12 protein-coding genes are annotated in these 17,630 nt (G+C 56.0%); 7 read left to right on the top strand and 5 right to left on the bottom strand.

Going from position 1 to position 17,630, the window contains the following annotated elements; all coding sequences use genetic code 11:
* From J9777_RS14080 to J9777_RS14065, 4 genes are all read right to left on the bottom strand, one after another.
* The gene (locus J9777_RS14080; protein WP_209349419.1) at nt 1-1,584 is read right to left on the bottom strand and encodes a ferritin-like domain-containing protein; all 1,584 of its coding nucleotides are present in this window, start codon (nt 1,582-1,584) and stop codon (nt 1-3) included.
* Between the two features lie 260 nt (nt 1,585-1,844).
* A complete protein-coding gene (locus J9777_RS14075) occupies nt 1,845-3,848 on the bottom strand; it encodes a tetratricopeptide repeat-containing sulfotransferase family protein (RefSeq protein WP_209349418.1) in 2,004 nt (667 codons plus the stop codon).
* Between the two features lie 77 nt (nt 3,849-3,925).
* Nucleotides 3,926-6,589 (bottom strand): TonB-dependent receptor, encoded by a 2,664-nt coding sequence (locus J9777_RS14070; protein ID WP_209349417.1) that lies wholly within the window; start codon nt 6,587-6,589, stop codon nt 3,926-3,928.
* A gap of 237 nt (nt 6,590-6,826) precedes the next feature.
* The gene (locus J9777_RS14065) at nt 6,827-8,539 is read right to left on the bottom strand and encodes a BCCT family transporter (protein ID WP_209349416.1); all 1,713 of its coding nucleotides are present in this window, start codon (nt 8,537-8,539) and stop codon (nt 6,827-6,829) included.
* Nucleotides 8,540-8,735: 196 nt separating this feature from the next.
* Here J9777_RS14065 and J9777_RS14060 point away from each other — a divergent pair, with 196 nt between their 5' ends.
* The 7 genes from J9777_RS14060 to J9777_RS14030 all read left to right on the top strand — a co-directional run bounded on the left by J9777_RS14060 (nt 8,736) and on the right by J9777_RS14030 (nt 16,237).
* Nucleotides 8,736-10,244 (top strand): acetyl-CoA acetyltransferase, encoded by a 1,509-nt coding sequence (locus J9777_RS14060; protein WP_209349415.1) that lies wholly within the window; start codon nt 8,736-8,738, stop codon nt 10,242-10,244.
* Nucleotides 10,198-11,580: a phosphotransferase gene (locus J9777_RS14055; protein WP_245228757.1), complete on the top strand. Its 1,383-nt coding sequence runs from the start codon at nt 10,198-10,200 to the stop codon at nt 11,578-11,580. The genes J9777_RS14060 and J9777_RS14055 overlap by 47 nt, the downstream gene beginning before the upstream one ends.
* 3 nt (nt 11,581-11,583) lie before the next feature.
* Complete coding sequence (locus J9777_RS14050; protein ID WP_209349414.1) at nt 11,584-12,867, top strand: acyl-CoA dehydrogenase family protein; 1,284 nt, start codon at nt 11,584-11,586, stop codon at nt 12,865-12,867.
* 179 nt (nt 12,868-13,046) lie between these two features.
* Entirely contained in the window at nt 13,047-14,009 is a 963-nt protein-coding gene (locus tag J9777_RS14045) for a rhodanese-related sulfurtransferase (RefSeq protein WP_209349413.1), read from the top strand.
* Nucleotides 14,002-14,619 (top strand): glutathione S-transferase, encoded by a 618-nt coding sequence (locus J9777_RS14040; protein WP_209349412.1) that lies wholly within the window; start codon nt 14,002-14,004, stop codon nt 14,617-14,619. The genes J9777_RS14045 and J9777_RS14040 overlap by 8 nt, the downstream gene beginning before the upstream one ends.
* Complete coding sequence (locus J9777_RS14035; RefSeq protein ID WP_209349411.1) at nt 14,616-15,530, top strand: aldo/keto reductase; 915 nt, start codon at nt 14,616-14,618, stop codon at nt 15,528-15,530. The genes J9777_RS14040 and J9777_RS14035 overlap by 4 nt, the downstream gene beginning before the upstream one ends.
* A gap of 50 nt (nt 15,531-15,580) precedes the next feature.
* The gene (locus tag J9777_RS14030) at nt 15,581-16,237 is read left to right on the top strand and encodes a Crp/Fnr family transcriptional regulator (protein WP_209349410.1); all 657 of its coding nucleotides are present in this window, start codon (nt 15,581-15,583) and stop codon (nt 16,235-16,237) included.
* Between the two features lie 3 nt (nt 16,238-16,240).
* Here the strand turns inward: J9777_RS14030 and J9777_RS14025 are convergent, their stop codons facing one another.
* On the bottom strand, nt 16,241-17,614 hold the full coding sequence (locus J9777_RS14025) for a tetratricopeptide repeat-containing protein (RefSeq protein WP_209349409.1): 1,374 nt from the start codon (nt 17,612-17,614) through the stop codon (nt 16,241-16,243).
* Between the last annotated feature and the right edge of the window lie 16 nt (nt 17,615-17,630).

Below are 17,630 nucleotides of genomic sequence, written 5' to 3'. Positions count from 1 at the left end.
TCAGCAATGCGGCGCAGGTTTGTCGCCGTTCCAGAAGGCTTTCACATCGGGCAGATGTTGCGGCGCCCCTTGAGCATCCGTCGCCGACAGCGCCTGTTCAACGTAATAGATGACGCTTTGCGCATGCTGATCGACTGATGGGTCGGAAACAATCAACGCCTCAGCAGCCGCAATGGCCTTGCTGCCAAGCACCTTCAATGTGTCGAAAGATCCTTCGCGATGGCCGAGATTGATGTTTTCAAACGTGGCCGCAAGGAATTTACCTTTGTGTTTGCCGTCATTGATCGGAATGTCGCGCATGGTCTTAATCAGCTTGTCGAGCACCCAGATCATCGAACGGTGCATGCCTTCATTGAAGAACAGCCGCTGACTTTGCGGCGGCACCAGATACAGCGTCTCGGTGAGAACCAGCATGTACTGGAACACGCCGTTACAGAAATCAGAAATCGGCTGCAGCTCTTCGGGATAATCGTGGGTGACCGGATTTTCCGGATAGTCGATAACCACTTCAGCCAGTTCACCAGAACCAATGGTAGGCTCAACCGCCGCAGGTGGTGCAGGATATTTGGGCAACTTCTCATGCAGCCCGCCCGATTCCATATGGGCCTTGTATTCTGCGAACTGAGCCTGAATTGTCAGGAACTTATAATAGTGTGACAATTCGTGCTTTGACGGATCATCCGTCGGCAAATCATGCATATGGGGCTGGGCGTAACCCTCACCCTGATCGCATACCGTATCGATGGCGATATAGGCATCTTCCTTGCCTTGGATCGTCACCAGCTCTGTAGCCCCTGCATGACTGTCGTCTTCGTTGGAATAGACGGCACCGGCGGCGGCACTTTCACCCTCAACCGGCTTGGCATCTGGGTCGGCCGTTTCGGGTGCCGGTGTCCAAGGATCAAACTTGCCCTTCGTGTGCACCGTGTCGGTATTGTTGGGCGAATAATTGAAGCTCTGAATCTGATGCTCCACCGGACCTTTGCGGAAATCATCGTCATCGATCCATTTGGTCGCGATGATGCAGCGAACATAGGAATAAACCTGACCGATGGTCTTCCAATCATGGTTTTCCGGCACGGCATCCATCGTTTCGGGATATTCGATCTGAAGGAAATGCCAGAGCTGGTTGTAGTCCAGCTTGCCTAGCGGGATGGCCACATCGTGCGATCCATCGGGACCTTCGGGCTGCCACTTATCGGTTTGGTGATGCGCAGGCAGAACAGTGGGATAATTGGCCGGTGCCAGCTGGTACATTTTCGGCATTTCGCCGAGCGAGTAAAGAATGTTGGCGGAGAGCGACATGTGCAGCATCTCTTCAACAGCCACGCTCATGATCATACCGCCGGTTTTGTTGGCAAACACATCGCTCGGACGCATATTCTCACCGCTGTGCACGGTGCGGTTGATCGAATAATATGTGTAGAGGTAGATCGGGATCGTTGCGAGTTCGATCTGGACGGCAACTTGAAGCAGTTTCTTCAATTCTGCGAGTGCCGTTCCCCGGTTAAGGCTGCCATTAAGGCTATCAATCAGATGCCGTTCTGCCGGTGTGAAACGCGTGATGGGATCATGTTTATTCATTAAGCTACACCCTCTCCTCCGCCGCAAAATGCGTGCGGTTTTGAACAATCGGAACCTCCCTCCTCGACAGAGTTCGAATTCTACTGCGTTGCGACCCGGATGTTATATTCTACGCCGAATTATTCTGCGTTCTTTTCAGATATCAAATATTTCTGACCTCTATTCATTAGTCCAATTGACGATGTATCGCCAAGTATGACTAATCGAGATTCATATATTGTATAGAATGGACATAGTCGCAGTGAATTGGGGGAATTTGCCTATTTCAAAGCAGCTTTCAGCGCACCCAGCCACGGCTCATAAGGCTGCCAAGCGCCCTGTCCCGATCGGTTGATCGGCTGCCGCACCTGTTCCGAGCTGGCGGTTCGCACAGCGCGCTTGCTCTTATGGAAATCGAGACAGGCCTGCTCGAACGGGAGGCCGAGAAAATCGAGCATCCGATGGACCTGCCCCTCCAGATCATCGAGCACATCTTCATGCTGCACGCGTAAAACTGCGCCCGGCAGCACTTTGTCCCAATGGTCCATCAGTTCGACATAGTCGGAATAATACCGCCCGACTTCTTCCAAGCCATAGGTGAATTCCTGACCTTCAGCGAAGAGCTGCTTGAAGCCGGAGAAACAGCAATCCATCGGATCGCGCCGTGCGTCGATAATCTTGGCGTTAGGCAGAATCAGTTTGATCAGCCCGATATGCCGGAAATTGTTGGGCATCTTGTCGATGAAGAACGGCGCGTCTTCGCGGTGGATGCGGGTATTCTCGATGAAGTCCTCACCCATCTTTGCAAGCTGTTCGGCCGACAGATCATGCAGGATTTGCGGATAGAGGGATTCAACTGCTTTACGCCCGCGCAGCCGGTGCGCCAGTGCGAGAATGTTGGGCAGTTCCAGCGTGCCGTCGACTTGGCTGTGCGAGGCAAGAATCTGCTCAAGCAGGGTTGAGCCTGCCCGCGGCAGCCCAAGAATAAAAATCGGACCAGGCGCTGCGTGGCCAGCCCCCTTATGCTTGGCGAATAGTTCGGCGGTGCAATGCTCCGCCTGCTTGTGCAGTTCCGACTGCATATCGTCAGCATTATAGCGCGTCTGACGGCGCTTTAGTTCGTTACCTTGCTGATAGAATTGGAAAGACTGCTCGTAATCAGCGCGATCTTCATAGGCTTTGCCAAGCGCAAACGAGAGATGGACCCAGTCCATGAAAGCTAGGTCGGTGCGGTCAGTTTGCGCGCGCATTGCGGCAATCTCGTCGTCCGAGAACGAGTAAGTCTTGAGATTGGCGAGCGCGTAATAAGCATCGCCATGATCGGGTTTGGCTGCGAACGCGCTTTGGTAGGATTCTACTGCATCAGCCTGCTTACCAACCGTTTTCAGAGCATGACCTCGCGATGTCAGCGTTGCCGGATCATTAGGAATTTTCGCCAGTACCGCGTCGAATAACTCGAACGCACGGTCATATTCACCGGTTTGCATACTCTCGATGGCGAGGTGCGACTGGAACAGCGGATTGTCGGGACCGAGCGCGTAAAGCGCCTCTGCCTCGTCCCTAGCCTGCACGAACTTCTGGCGGCGACGTAGAGCATCAATGTAGTCTAGCCGTATCTGGATGTTGTCTGGATCAAATGTCCGGGCGCATTCGAGGAGAAACTCGGCATCGTTGAGAATGCCCAACTTAATCCCGATCTGTGCGAGCAACCGCATCCCTTCAGTATGTTTGGGCTCTTGACGCAGGAAGTGGCGGCAGAATTCCTCCGCGCGCAGCAAACGGCCTTCGTGTAAGTGATTGGTCGCTGCGAGCAATTCACGCGGCATGGTCTTCAGCCGGTCGGCTTGCGCAGTGGCATTTGCCGCATCAGCCGATTGACCATTGGCGGCAAGAATATCAGCCTGAGCTCGCCAACTTGCCTCGAGTGCAGGATTGAACTGGGTCGCGCGCTGGAAAGCTGCGAGCGCTTTATCGGCGTTACCCTGCGCCCTTTCCAGATGGCCGGCCTCTTGCCACGCGCGGCCATATTCGGGTGACTCTCTGTGAAGCTGCGCCAGATATTCTTCAGCCACATCGAAGCGTTTCAGATATCGTCCGGCAACCGCCGCTAGATAGAGCACATCAGTATCGACCGGGCTATTGGCTGGAGCATCAGCCAGCATCGCCTCAGCCGCAGCTAGACCCGCAGCAAAATTGCCAGATTGCAGATGCTGCTGCGCCTGCTTCAATTGCTCTGCGTGCCGTTCAGCTTGGGGATCAGCTTGGGTTTCTGTTTCGGTGGCCATCACATTCTTCAGTGCAGAAAACAAAAGCGGCGGGCAAGGTCCCCCTCGCCCGCCGCCAATATTCGTTTCCACCGGACTTAGTAGTCGTAGCCGATACGCAGACCGAAAGTGCGCGGACGATTGGTTGTAATCCGCTCCCGGTCGTTGATGAAGTTACCCGCGATTTCTGCACGCGTGTCAGTCAGGTTCTCACCGAAGAGTTCGAATGACCAATTATCCGACTTGATACCAGCGCTGAGAGCGAAGGTCGTATACCCTTCCAACTCAAACTTGTTGATCTCGATAATGTCAGTGAATTTCGACGAGGAATGCGCGACTTGCGGCATGACGTGTGCCGTCAGATCACCAATAGCCCATTCGTAGCGGACCCGCATATTGCCTTGGAATTTCGGAGCATAGGCCAGCGGTTGACCAGCGATCACATCAGTGGTCGGCGTCAGAACATTGGTAATTTCCGTGTCAAGGAACGAGAACGCACCAGCTACGGTCAGACCATCAATATTATACGGTGCAATGGTGACTTCACCCTCGACACCTTTAATCTCTGCATCGGCCGCATTGTCCGAGAAGAACAGGTTGGTGATGCTTGGATCGAAGATCGTTGTCTGCAAACGCTTAATGTCTACGAAGAATGCACTACCGTTGAGGCGGACTTGACCATCGGCCAGATCCATCTTCCAACCGAATTCGTAGTTTTTCACTTCATCGGTTTCGAGTTCAAACGGAACGGTAAAGCCCGCGCCATTGGTCGCACCGCCAGGACGGTTGAGCAAACCAGGGCGGAAGCCTTCCGAATAAGTGACATAGAACAGCAGATCTTCAGTCGGGGTCAGCGTCGCTGTACCTTTCAGAATAGTACCTTTGGCCTTTGCAACATCCGGAGCAGCCAATGCGTTAAACACTTGCTGCGCCTGTGTTGCACTGAGACCAGCGGCCTGAATGTCCGCAATGCTGTCACCAGCATTGAATGTCTGACGAAGCGCAGCATTACAGCTGCCGATGAAGGTGAACTGACCATCTCCATCATACAAATCGCTGATATTGGTCCCAAATGCGTTGGCATCCTGTGCCGCGCCGGAGTTACAGAACGACGCGTTCGCATCACCCTCAAAGTCGACTTCGATATTGTAATAGCGCGCGCCCAATGTGACCGTCAGAAGGTCAGGCACGATATCTATAGACGCTTCCCCGAACAGACCGAACTGCTCATCCGTACGGCGGATGTCGTTACGGAAGACTGTTTCGGCCGGAAATGGCCCTTGAGCGCTTTGGAAACCGCCCGGGAAAGGTGAGTTTGGCGCGAATGCACCGAACGGCGCAGCGGCAATGTTCCCGGGATAGGCAAAGTCGTTACGCTCTTCGAGCACCAAGTCCGAATAGAACGCACCGAAAGTACCGCGGATACGTTCTTCTTGCGGTGTGCTCACTCGGAACTCCTGAGTGAACACTTCAGTTTCCGAATTGGACGTGACGAACAAGTTTGGAGCCTGACAGGTTCCGGTCGGGCCGCCTGCGCCGGGATAGCTGACCGAACCATCGCAGATGTAATATGGCAGATACTGACCGACAAACAGATAGTCTGTGTAATCGACGCGCTGTTCTGCGGTACGCGTTGTAAACGCACCCGTGTAAACAACGTCAAGCATCGCGACGCGACCCTCGAGAGTCCAGTTAGTGTTCGAGAAATCGTCTTCCAGACGGTCTTCCTCGTAACGCTGGACCTGCAGATCATCGAGCCCACCCAAGTCCGGGTCTGCAAAGAACACACCGTCTGAATCGATGCTCTGCTGAGCATGCGAGATGGTCAAACGCCAATCAGGGTTGAATTCAACAAGGCCAGACAGCCGGAAGCCGGTATATTTGGTGTCGTTAAAGTTCTCTTCTACCAGCGCCGAGTTGTCAGCGGCGAGGAAGTTCACATTGGCATCAATCTGGGCAAGCGTTGCTGCATCTGATTGGAACCCGCCGCGCAGCGCGTTGACTGCTACACCGTTGGAACGGACGGTACCGGCAGGGCGGAAACGTGCGCTATCGCGCAGGGTTTGCGTGCCTGCGACATTGTCGATGTAGCCGCCTTGATGGTCGTGATAGACGACACCGCGAACGGCAACATTGTCAGCAACCGGGATATTGACCATCGCTTCAAGATTGTAGTTCGCTTCGCCGCCTTTGGTGAAGGAAAGGCCAGCTTTTGCACCAGCGTCAAATACGCCAATCTCAGGCTTGTTCGTAATCAGGCGGACAACACCAGCTTGCGAGCTCGCGCCGAACAGAGTGCCTTGCGGGCCAGCAAGAACTTCGATCCGCTCAAGGTCGGCTGCGTAAACATCAAGGTTACGTCCGGGCTGACCGAGCGGTTGCTCGTCCAGATACAATGCAACGTTTGGTGCCAGACCGGCGACACCCGCAGTTGTCAGGTTTGGCGTGGTCGAGGCGAGGCCGCGAATATAGATTGTGCTTTGGCCCGGGCCGCTACCGCCAGCCGATACGCTGGGCAACTGGTCGAGGTAATCCGAGAAAGTATCAATCGCGAGCTCGTCCAAAGCTTCTTCGCCAATCGCGCTAACGGCAATTGGAACGTCCTGCAGATTTTCGCTTTGCTTGGTTGCGGTGACGATAATATCGCCAACGCCGCCGGTGCGCTCTTCTTCAGCCGGGGCAGTGGTATCCTGCGCCAATGCAGGCGAAACAGTAAGGGCGGCAATCGCAAGGACCGATGCGCCACTGGTAAATTTGATCATGTATTTTCCTGCCTATTCTTTAGGTCAGACCGTCCCGTGGCACAGAAGCGTGCTAATTTATCGGGTTTGATCGATTGGAATGCGCGAAAAAAGCGTACCTTCCGCGCTTGTGAGCGTTCACCTAACAAAGGCAGACGCGACAAACCACCGCACCACCGGCCATTCCCGGAATGCAAGAAAAACCGTGCCATTTTAACAACACAACTGCTTTGGAGATAGGCTTTAGTCCGTATTTTACTATTGCGCTTCTGCAATATCAGCAGCCTCAATCGCTTCTGCTGTGCAAGGCACATCGTGCTTTTTGCGGATCAGGTCGAAGATGATCGCCTTCATGATCGATATCGCCATCAAGGCAACGACGAAGGAGAATGGCAGCGCGCCGATAATCATCGTCACGCCTATCGCATCAGTTCCGCCGAGGATCAGCATCCCGCCGACTACCAGTGCTATAGCCGCACCCCAGAATAGAATGTGGTGGCGGCGCTCGACTTCATCTTCCTCATCACCTGCGCCATTAATCGTATTCACAATCAAAATAGCACTATCGACTGAGGTAATGAGATACGTCATCAGAAGCACCACCACGAGCGCCGAGAGGATCGTTGTGACAGCCGGACTGAACAGCACCGCCAGTGTGGCAAATAGCTGATCGGAAATACCCGCAGCCAAAATCGACCCCTCGGCAGCTCCGCTCAGCTCAAGATCGATCGCGGTTCCACCGACAATCGCCATCCAGATAAAGCACATCAGCGCCGGTACTAGCACAACCCCAAGCACATATTCGCGCACAGTCCTGCCGCGCGATACGCGGGCAATGAACATTCCAACGAATGGCGCAAAGGCGATCCACCACGCCCAATAAAACACTGACCAATCAAGTTGCCATTGCGCCAATGCATTGCCCGTTGCAGTTCCATCGGCGGACCACAGCGTAGTCGCCAAACTCGGCAACGTGACGATGTAATCGTAAATGCCAGTGAACAGCAGGCCGAAGCCAAGCAAGCCCGAACCGGCCACAATAAAGACCGCCAACAGCAGGAATGACAGCCCCATATTAAGGTTGGATAGCCATTTGATCCCACGCCCGACGCCGGACAATGCCGATAGGGTCGAAGCGCCAACCAGCAGAACAAGTGCGACGATGATCGCCGGCGCGGAGGCGGACGGCGTAGCACCCGGTTCCTTCGTCACCATCAGCCAGTCACCGAAGCCTAGCCTGCTCAGACCAGCTACAAATTGCTCGACCCCGAAACCCATAGTCACTGCCACGCCCAAAATCGTCGCGACAACCGCGACGATATCGACCACGTGACCAGCAACACCGGACATTGCCTTGCCGAACAAAGGCGCCAGCGAAGACCGGATGGTCAGTGGCAGATTGCGCCGATAGGATACGTAGCCAACGGCCAGGCCGACAAGTGCATAAGTCGCCCACGCAGCAGGTCCCCAATGCAGGAACGTATAGACATAGGCAGGTCGGACAGCCTCGGTAGAGATTGGATCCACCATACCGCGAATGATATCGGGATTGTTCTGGAAATGTGCCAGCGGCTCTCCGGTGGAATAGGTCAACATGCCCACGCCGATCCCCGCACCAAACAGCATCGCAAACCAAGAGAAGCGCGAAAACTCTGGTTCCTCGCCCGGATTGCCCAAGCGTAGCTCACCGGTCTTGGGGATCACTGCCAAAACAAACGCCACCAGCATCAAAAACGCCACCAGATAAACGTACCAGCCCGCAAATTCGCGGATGAGAGTGGTATTGGCGATTTTCAGTACCGCGCTTGCTTGTTCCTGAAAAACAATCACCCACAGAATCAACAGTGTGATGATCACTTTCGCAGGCACAGTCACAAGCGTGCTGAAACCGTTGTAAAATCCCGATTTGGCAGTTTTAATAGGAAGATCCACCAGCGGTGGATTGACGGAAGTCGCGGTGTTTTCACTCATGCGGCTAGGATGTATCCGTTTCTTGTTCTGCGCCGGTCAAGCCAATTACTGCGGGCAATTGGCAATCATCGATCCGGCAATTCGGTATAGGCTATGGCATAGAGCCTGTCTGAGGAATTGCAAACCGGCCGACCAGCGGGATTGACGGCGCAGGCGCCACCCCGCAACAAGGCAAAAACAGTATTGAGAGGTCGCTTTGATCGCAAGAGATCCGTCCCGGATTCCGGTTATTATTGGCGTCGGTCAGATCAATGACCGGTCTGATGACCCACGCGAAGGACTCGATCCGGTCGGGCTGATGGCTACCGCCTTGCGCCGCGCTGATGAGGATGCGGGCGGCAATTGGCTGACGCAAGTGGACTCGCTGGCCGTAGTCGACCAGATCGCATTCCGGCACCTGAACCCGGTGGCTAGCGCAGTGGCGGAGGCACTGGAGATTTCTCCAGATCACACTTATCAAACACCGCTGCCGATGGGTGACAGTCCAATCATGCTGCTCAATGAAGCGGCCAACCGGATTGGTGAAGGTGACGTGAAAGTGGCAGCAATTGTCGGCGCGGAGGCATTGCGCACAGCGTCGAAGCTGGCTGCGCTGGCAAAGGGTGGCAGTCCATCGGATCACAACACAATGCGGAAACGCAAGAAACGGACTGCCAAGGGCTACGCCAAGCAATACGGCTTGGTCGCGCCGGTTGATATCTACCCGTTATACGAAAATGCGACCCGCGCTGCCTGGCGGCAAACGCTAGCCGAGGGTCAGGCCGAAAGTGGCGCAATCTGGTCGCTTTTTTCGAAAGTTGCTGCGCAGCATGACGGCGCGTGGATACGTGAGGAGAAATCAGCGGAGGAAGTTTGTACGCCTTCGCCAGAAAATCGGCCGATCGCGTTTCCCTATACCAAGTTTATGGTCGCCAATTCGTCGGTTAATCAAGGGGCCGGGTTCTTGGTCACAAGCCTGGAATTGGCACACGAGCGCGGCGTGCCCGACGATCAAATCATCTATATCGGCCACGGCGCAGCGGCACATGAGGATGAGGATATCCTGCAGCGCGACCGCTACGATTACTCTGCCGGGATGGAAGTTTCGCTAACCGAAACGCTGCGCCTCAACCAGATGACACTGGATGATATTGACTATGCGGAACTGTATTCCTGCTTCCCTTGCGTCCCCAAAATGGCTCGAAGGGTGATTGGCTGGCCTGAGGGTCGCGAGGCGACTGTGTTCGGCGGGCTGACTTTCGGCGGCGGCCCCATCGGCAATTATATGAGCCATGCTGTCGTGGCGATGGTGCAAAAGCTGCGTAGTAGCGGCAAAAACGGGTTGCTGTTCGCAAACGGCGGCTATGCGACGCATAATCACAGCATCATAGTGTCTAACAAGCCTGTGGAAGCCGCCAGCTTCCCCCACAGTTTCGATTGTCAAGACACCGCCGATGCCAAACGCGATCCCGCCCCGATAGTGGACGAGCAATATGAGGGCACAGGCACAATCGAAAGCTACACGGTTTTCTACAACCGCGATGGCTCGCCGCGCGATGGCGTAGTGGTCGCGCGAAACGCAGCGGGTGCGCGTTTCTTGGCGAAAGTCGCCGGCGACGACGGTGCAATGATCGCTTTCTTGACGGACGGATCGAACCAACCTGTTGGAACCAGCGGCATTGGCCAACGCAGCGAAGACGGACTGCTCTATTGGTATTCTGCATAACGTGACCAAACACATCGATCAGCTCTTGCAGACATTCATGCAGCGCCACTTCGGCCAGGGCTCAGTCACCGATTGCACACGCCTGACGGGCGGCGCGACGATGGAGAGCTGGCGTTTCAACTTTGCCGGATCTGCCTATATCCTGCGCCGCTCGCCAACGCTGGAATTTATGGCGGACAGACCTTTTGGCCATGACACTGAAGCAGCGATTATCCGTGCAGCCCATTCCGCCCGTGTGACCGCACCAGAGGTGGTCGCCGAGTTGGAAGAAAGCGATGATCTAGGCAGCGGATTTGTAATGCGCGCCCTCCCAGGTACACCCAATCCCCGTGACATTCTGGCGATGGATGAAGCAGATCAGCTGCTAAAACAGGCTGCGCAGAATCTCGCGAAAATTCACGGTATCCGGCAGGATGTACTGCCCGCGAAAGTCCCAGAGCGCGACTATTCGGAAATGGTCGAGGAATTGGCTGCACAGTTCACGGAAGCTGGTGGCAACAGGCCAATTATAGCACTCGGCCTGAAATGGCTCCGCGATAATATTCCCACGCCTGTCGAACTCGTACTCAATCACGGAGATTTCCGTCTCGGGAATCTGCTCGCCCAGGACTCACAGCTTACCGGCGTCCTCGATTGGGAACTTGCGCATTTCGGCGACCGACATGAGGATTTAGCCTTCGGCTGCATGGCTGTGTGGCGCTTTGCCCGATATGATCGCCCAGCTCTGGGCCTCGGATCGCTAGAGGACTATTTCACTGCTTACGAAGCCGCAAGCGGACAGAGTGTAGATCACGACCGTTTCCGCTTCTGGATAGTCTATCGCACTGTCTGGTGGGCACTCGGCTGCCTGCGAATGGCGAAAATCTGGCGCAGCGGAGAGGACCGGATGCTTGAGCGTGTGGTTATTTCGAGGCGGACCAGCGAGCAGGAGTTGGACCTGCTTATGCTGCTGGAAGAAGATGCTCCGGAGAGCGAGCAGCAAGCCATCCCCTCACTTTGGGAGCCGCTAGAACCTGAAGGCGAAGCAAGATGCGGCGAACTCGCCGAGGCGGTCTCTGAGTGGTTAGGCACAATTAGGAACCAGCTGGAAGAACACGATAGATTTCAGCTGGCAGTCGCACGAAACGCGCTCGGGATGATTGCACGGGACGATGCACTCATGTCAGTTGAGGGAGATGGTGAGATGGCTGATGCTATAATGGCGGGCAGAGCAACGCTTGGTTCGCCTGGCCTGCTTTACGAGCTACGCTTCTCCGTATTCGAAAAGTTGTCGGCAGACTCACCCAAATACCCCGCCCTCACCGTTGCGCGTAAGAAATGGACCGGAGAAGACTAACCTATGATGTTCGAACTGCCCTCCGAAATCATCGACTACCTGGCCGAACTGGACGCCTTTATCGAGACCGAGATCAAACCCATCGAGCAGCGCGATGACAATATCCGTTTCTTCGATCATCGGCGGGAGAACAGTCGGACCGATTGGGACAATGAGGGCCTGCCGACCGAGGATTGGGAAGAACTCCTCAATGAAATGCGGCGGGTCGCCGATGCGGCGGGACATTACCGCTTCGCCCTGCCCAAGGAGTTTGGCGGCCAGGATGGCAGCAATCTGGCGATGGCGGCAATTCGGCATCATCTGGCGCATAAGGGCCTTGGCCTGCACAACGATCTACAAAACGAAAGCAGCGTCGTTGGTAACCTAGTCCAACCACTGCTGGTCCGCGATTTTGGGACCGAGGAACAGAAGCGTGATTTCATTCCTGCTATGCTAAAAGGCGATATGCGTTGGAGCTTCGGTTTGACCGAAGAGGCCCACGGCAGCGATGCGACCTGGATGGAAACCCGTGCTGTCCGCGAAACGCGCGATGGCGTGGATGGCTGGCTGATCAATGGCGAGAAGATGTGGACCACCGGCAGCCATGTCGCGACGCATTGCATGGTCTTCGCGCGGCATTCGGGTGCAGATGGCAGCCCCAAAGGCATCGGTTGTTTCATCGTTCCCTATGGTGCCGATGGCTTCGAGATTGGTGAATATCTTTGGACCTTCAATATGCCCACCGACCACCCCAAGATCAGTTTTGAGGATGTCTGGATCCCAGCCGACGCGATCCTTGGCGACCTCGATTATGGCCTCGTTTGCGCGCAGGGCTTCGTCCATGAAAACCGCATTCGGCAGGCGGCTTCATCGCTCGGCGCCGCACAATATTGCATCGATGAAGCAGTAAAGTTCGCGGGCGAGCGCAAACCGTTTGGCAAGCCGCTCTCGGTCAATCAGGCGATACAATTTCCGCTGGTCGAATTGCAGACCGACGCGGAGATGCTGCGTCTGCTGATCTGGAAAACGGCAGCCGAGATGGACTCGATGCCCAAACCGGACGTCGCCAAATATCTCTCTGACAAGGTGTCGATGTGTAATTACAAAGCCAACCGCTTGGTCTGCGATGCTGCCGACACCGCGATGCAAGTGCATGGCGGCATAGGCTATTCGCGGCACAAACCATTCGAGCACATCTATCGCCACCATCGTCGGTACCGGATCACCGAAGGCTCAGAGGAAATCCAGATGCGCAAAGTTGCCGGACATTTGTTCGGCTTTATGGGCCCGAATAAGCAGGCAAAATAGTGCGGATTTCCTACGGGCAGCGATTTTGCTAAGGAGCCTGCGACTAGGTTGAAACTGCGCCTCGACGGGCCAATTTCAAGCTACGTCCAGAGCGCACGAGTTTTTGATTTCGCAAAAGTGTCACCCTGTCAGAAGCAAGATAGATGTTGAATTTCAAATATATGTCCGAGGTGTATTAGGTGACAGGTGTAACCCCAAGCAGCCCAATCCGCGTGGCCGCGCTGTATCAGTTCACGCCATTCGAGGACCGCGAAGCGATCCGCCTACCGCTCGCCAAGTTGTGCGAGGAACAGGGCGTGCGCGGAACCATTCTAGTCGCGCATGAGGGGCTGAACGGCACCATCGCTGGAAATGACGAAGGAATCGGTGCGGTGCTCGACCATATCCGTTCAATCCCCGGCTGTGCGAATATCGAGGTCAAAGAAGCGCGCGCGCCCAAAATGCCGTTCCTGCGGATGAAAGTGCGGATCAAAAAAGAGATCGTGACAATGGGCCAGCCCGATCTCGATCCAGTCGGTGATGTTGGCACCTATGTGGCACCGCAGGACTGGAACGAACTGATCGACGATCCCGACACGATCGTAATCGATACGCGCAATGATTACGAGGTCGGCATCGGCACGTTCAATGGCGCCATCAATCCCGAAACATCTAGCTTCCGCGACTTCCCGGCATGGTTCCGCGCCAAGCGCGTAGAGTTTGAGGCGGACGGGAAACAACCCAAGATCGCAATGTTCTGCACAGGCGGCATCCGCTGCGAGAAATCGACCGCCTTCTTGAAAAGCGAAGGCATGGAGGATGTCTATCACCTCAAAGGCGGCATTCTGAAATATCTCGAAACCGTGCCCGAAGAGGAGAGCCTCTGGGAAGGCGAATGCTTCGTGTTCGACGAGCGCGTGAGCGTGAAGCACGGGCTGGAAGTCGGCACGCATACGCTATGCCGCGCCTGCCGCAATCCGATGGGGCCGGAAGATTTGAAATCGGATCTGTTTGAAGACGGCGTCAGCTGCCCCAATTGCTATCACACCAAAACCGACGAACAACGCGCGCGTTATGCCGAACGGCAGAAGCAAGCCGAACTCGCGCGGCAACGCGGCGAAGCGCATATTGGCGATGATGCGCAGGAGAGCGCCGATGCCTAAAACAGCAAACGCTCCGATCCTCTACAGCTTCCGCCGCTGTCCCTATGCAATGCGCGCGCGGATGGCGCTGGCGATCAGCGAGACCGAAGTGGAACACCGCGAAGTCGTGCTGCGCGATAAACCCGAAGCGATGCTCGAGGCCTCGCCCAAGGGAACCGTCCCAGTGGTGGTTTTGGATGACGGTACGGTGATTGAGGAAAGCGTGGATGTGATGCGCTGGTCTTTGGGTGAAAACGATCCGGAGGGCTGGCTATCCGGTGATGATCGCGATCTGATCGCGATGATCGATGGGCCGTTCAAACACCATCTCGACCGCTACAAATATTCGACCCGGCATGATACTGATCCCGAAGAGCATCGGGCGGGCGCCTTCGCAATTCTCGAACAGCTGGAGGCGCGTCTCGAGGGCCGGAAATGTCTGTGCGGCGACACGCGCAGCATGGCCGATATCGCCACGTTCCCCTTCATTCGCCAGTTCGCCAATACCGATCGCGAATGGTTCGATGCGCAGCCACTGCCCAATTTGCAGCGCTGGCTGGCCGAGCACCTTGATAGCCCTCTGTTCAAGCAGATCATGGTCAAGCACGACAAATGGAAACTCGATCTATGACCGATAGCACACCTCTGCCCGCCCCATCCGCTCACGCACTTAACCAGGGCGGACCCGAAATTTCTCCCGTCGCGTGGGGAATGTGGCGATTGACCGAGGATAATGGCTGCAGCCCGCAAGAACGGATCGAAGCGGCACTAGAAGCAGGCATTACTCTGTTCGATACAGCCGCGATTTACGGCTTCAATGGTGACAACGGCTTCGGGGACGCCGAAGCACTGTTGGGTGCAGTGCTCCAAGACGAGCCGAGCCTGCGCAGGAAAATGGTGCTCACGACCAAAGGCGGGATCGAACCGGGCGTGCCGTATGATTCCTCCGCAGAATATCTCAACGCCTCCTTGGAAGCATCGCTCAAACGCATGGGTGTCGATCATGTCGAACTGTTTCAGGTTCATCGACCTGATCTGTTGACGCATCCGGAGGCGCTGGCTGCGACACTGCAAGCGATGGTCGAAAGCGGCAAAGTCGGCGCGATCGGCGTGTCCAATTTCACCAAAGCACAAATCAGCGCGCTGCAAAACTTCCTCGACATTCCGCTGGCCACGACCCAGCCGGAGTTCTCACCGCTGCATCTTGAGCCGCTCCAGAATGGCGAATTTGATCAGGCAATGCAAAACGATATGACGATCTTAGCATGGTCGCCTTTAGGCGGCGGACGGATTGCCAGTGCAGAAAGCACACGCGAACGTTCCGTAGCTTTACGGCTCGACAGCGTCGCCAAAGAGTTCGGTGTATCGCGTGCAGTCGCGGCATTTTCTTGGATCGCTGCGCACCCCGCGCACCCAATTCCAATCATCGGTAGCCAGACTCCAGAACGGATCGCTGAGGCTGCGGACATTTCCAAAGTCACCTGGACGCGGCACAGCTGGTACGAAATCTTGCAGGCCGCAATGGGCGAAAAGCTTCCTTGACGCCCACCGGTAAACGCTCTCAATTGCTTCCCTAATCTGGGTTGGGGGAAATGATGGACCGCGAAGAGCGCGTTTCCATAGTACAGGCGATATTTGGCTGCGAACCGGCGGAGGCCGCACAGCTGACCGACAACCTGCGTTTCTCTACCGTCGAACCCGCTAGCACAATAGCATTCCAAGGCGATGAAAGCCGCGACTGCCAGTTTGTTGTGGCGGGCGCCGTTAGCCTACATGCTCTAGGTAGCGAGGGCCAATATACTCAGGTCGCAACCATCGAACCGGGCGAAGTGTTCGGTGCGTTTCCTGATGTCACAACACATACTGTAGAAGCAGTCGCGCAAGAAGCAGTAGAACTCCTCGTAATCGGCACTGCGCAACTGCGCGAGTTGGCGCGCAACCATGCATCCATCGCGACGGGATTAGCGGCGCTTTATGCTGGGCAACTGTCCAATGTGCTGGGTAGGCTGGCAGCGCGGGTAACGCTCACTGCCAAGGGACGGGTCTACAGCGAATTGCTTGCGCGTGCCGCAGCCGATGGCCGGATTGCACCGATGCCTGTTGTCTCGGCGTTGGCGGTACAGGCTCAGACATCACGCGAGACGGCATCGCGCGCGATCAGCCAGTTAGAGCGACGCGGCGTGATGGAGCGCGGCGATACGCATTGGCAAATCACGTCTGTACGGATGTTAGAGGATATGATCCTCTGAGGGTCAGAGCAGCGCGAAAAGCGGCATCTGTCCGCCTGCCCAACGCATCTCTCCCGCGCTTTCGACGCGCACATCGTCACTATGTCCGAGCAAGCCAAAACCCGCCGCTTGCGTTGCCAGGCACTGGCCCGCTTCTGCGCAGCCGACCATGGCGGACAAACGGTCAGTAACCGCGGATGAAAGTTCGCCGTGTTCTTGCACTACGATCCAATCGACCGCGCAGACTGCGTCGCTCGTGCGTGCAGCATCCCATGCTTTGGCCAGACTATCAAAGGTTCTAACGCCCTGTCGCGAAGCAAGGACAGCGGATAGCTCAGCACCCGTTTCGACCTGCCGCAATGCTGGCGCCTTGCAGCGTCTTGCCTTGAGCAATGCCACGTCGGCAACCTTAGTCTCATCAATATTGTCGGCATCACCAATGATCCGCAGCCGCTTAGCGCTCGACCGCAGCTGCCCCGCTTGATGCATAGCCAAGCCGAACGCCACACGGTCTCCCCGTTCAACCGCGGCGGCATCGGGTATCGATGCCTGGTCTAAACACTCTACCGTTTCTGCTTGCTCCATCAGCGTATCAAAGCGTGCTTCCCAAGCATCATCGATAGCGATGACCGAAATTTCTCGGAACGTCGCGCGATCGCATGGGAGCACGACATGCAACTCGGCCCCGCGCTCCAGTAAAGCTTCTGCAATCCAGATGTCGGAACCCGCCGCAAGTGCGCCATAGCCAAAGCCAATATTCTCACGCTCTAGCCAATCGGCAATCTGAGCTTCGACGGCAGGATCCGACTGCTCGACATTCATGATGCCCGAAAAGCGAACTGCAGAGGGCGGCCGCAATTGATCAAGCCACGCAGCATCGCAATCAAGCTCGCCGCAAAGCAGCTCGAACTGGCCAATGGTCGCAGCGTGATCTTCCCACGCTGCAGGCTGTTTGGTCACTGCTTTGCGAAGCGCTGCGCGCGCTTCTGGCTTCTGCCCCAACAGCAACAACGCCTCGGCCCGTGTTGCGCCGAGCCAATAGGGCGTCTCGGCTTCATCAGGATTGGCATCAAGTCCAGCCAGCACATCGCGCGCAAGCTTCTCCGATTGCGCTCTCTGGCCAGCAAGCAGCGATAACGAGGCAGCATTGATAAGCGGATAGCTGCCATTCTCGAGCGCCCCCGCCTTGGCATAGATCGCCGCAGACTCGGCAAACAACTGCGCCCGCTCCGCCCCGTCAACCCGCTTCGCCCGATCCTTCACCAACCGCGCCTGCAAAGTCAGCGCACGCTGGTCGGTATCGGAGTCGAGCAGGCCATGGTGCTCCATCAACGACCATGCCCGCTCCAGAGAACCGGAACGGGCAAGGCGTAGGATTAGTTGGTGGGGAGTTGTCATATTTATGATGTCGAAG

The organism is Pontixanthobacter sp. CEM42 (assembly GCF_017812015.1).
Classification (GTDB): Bacteria; Pseudomonadota; Alphaproteobacteria; order Sphingomonadales; family Sphingomonadaceae; genus Pontixanthobacter.
Note: the sequence above shows the minus strand (reverse complement) of the source record. Positions and strands in the feature narration are given on the sequence as shown.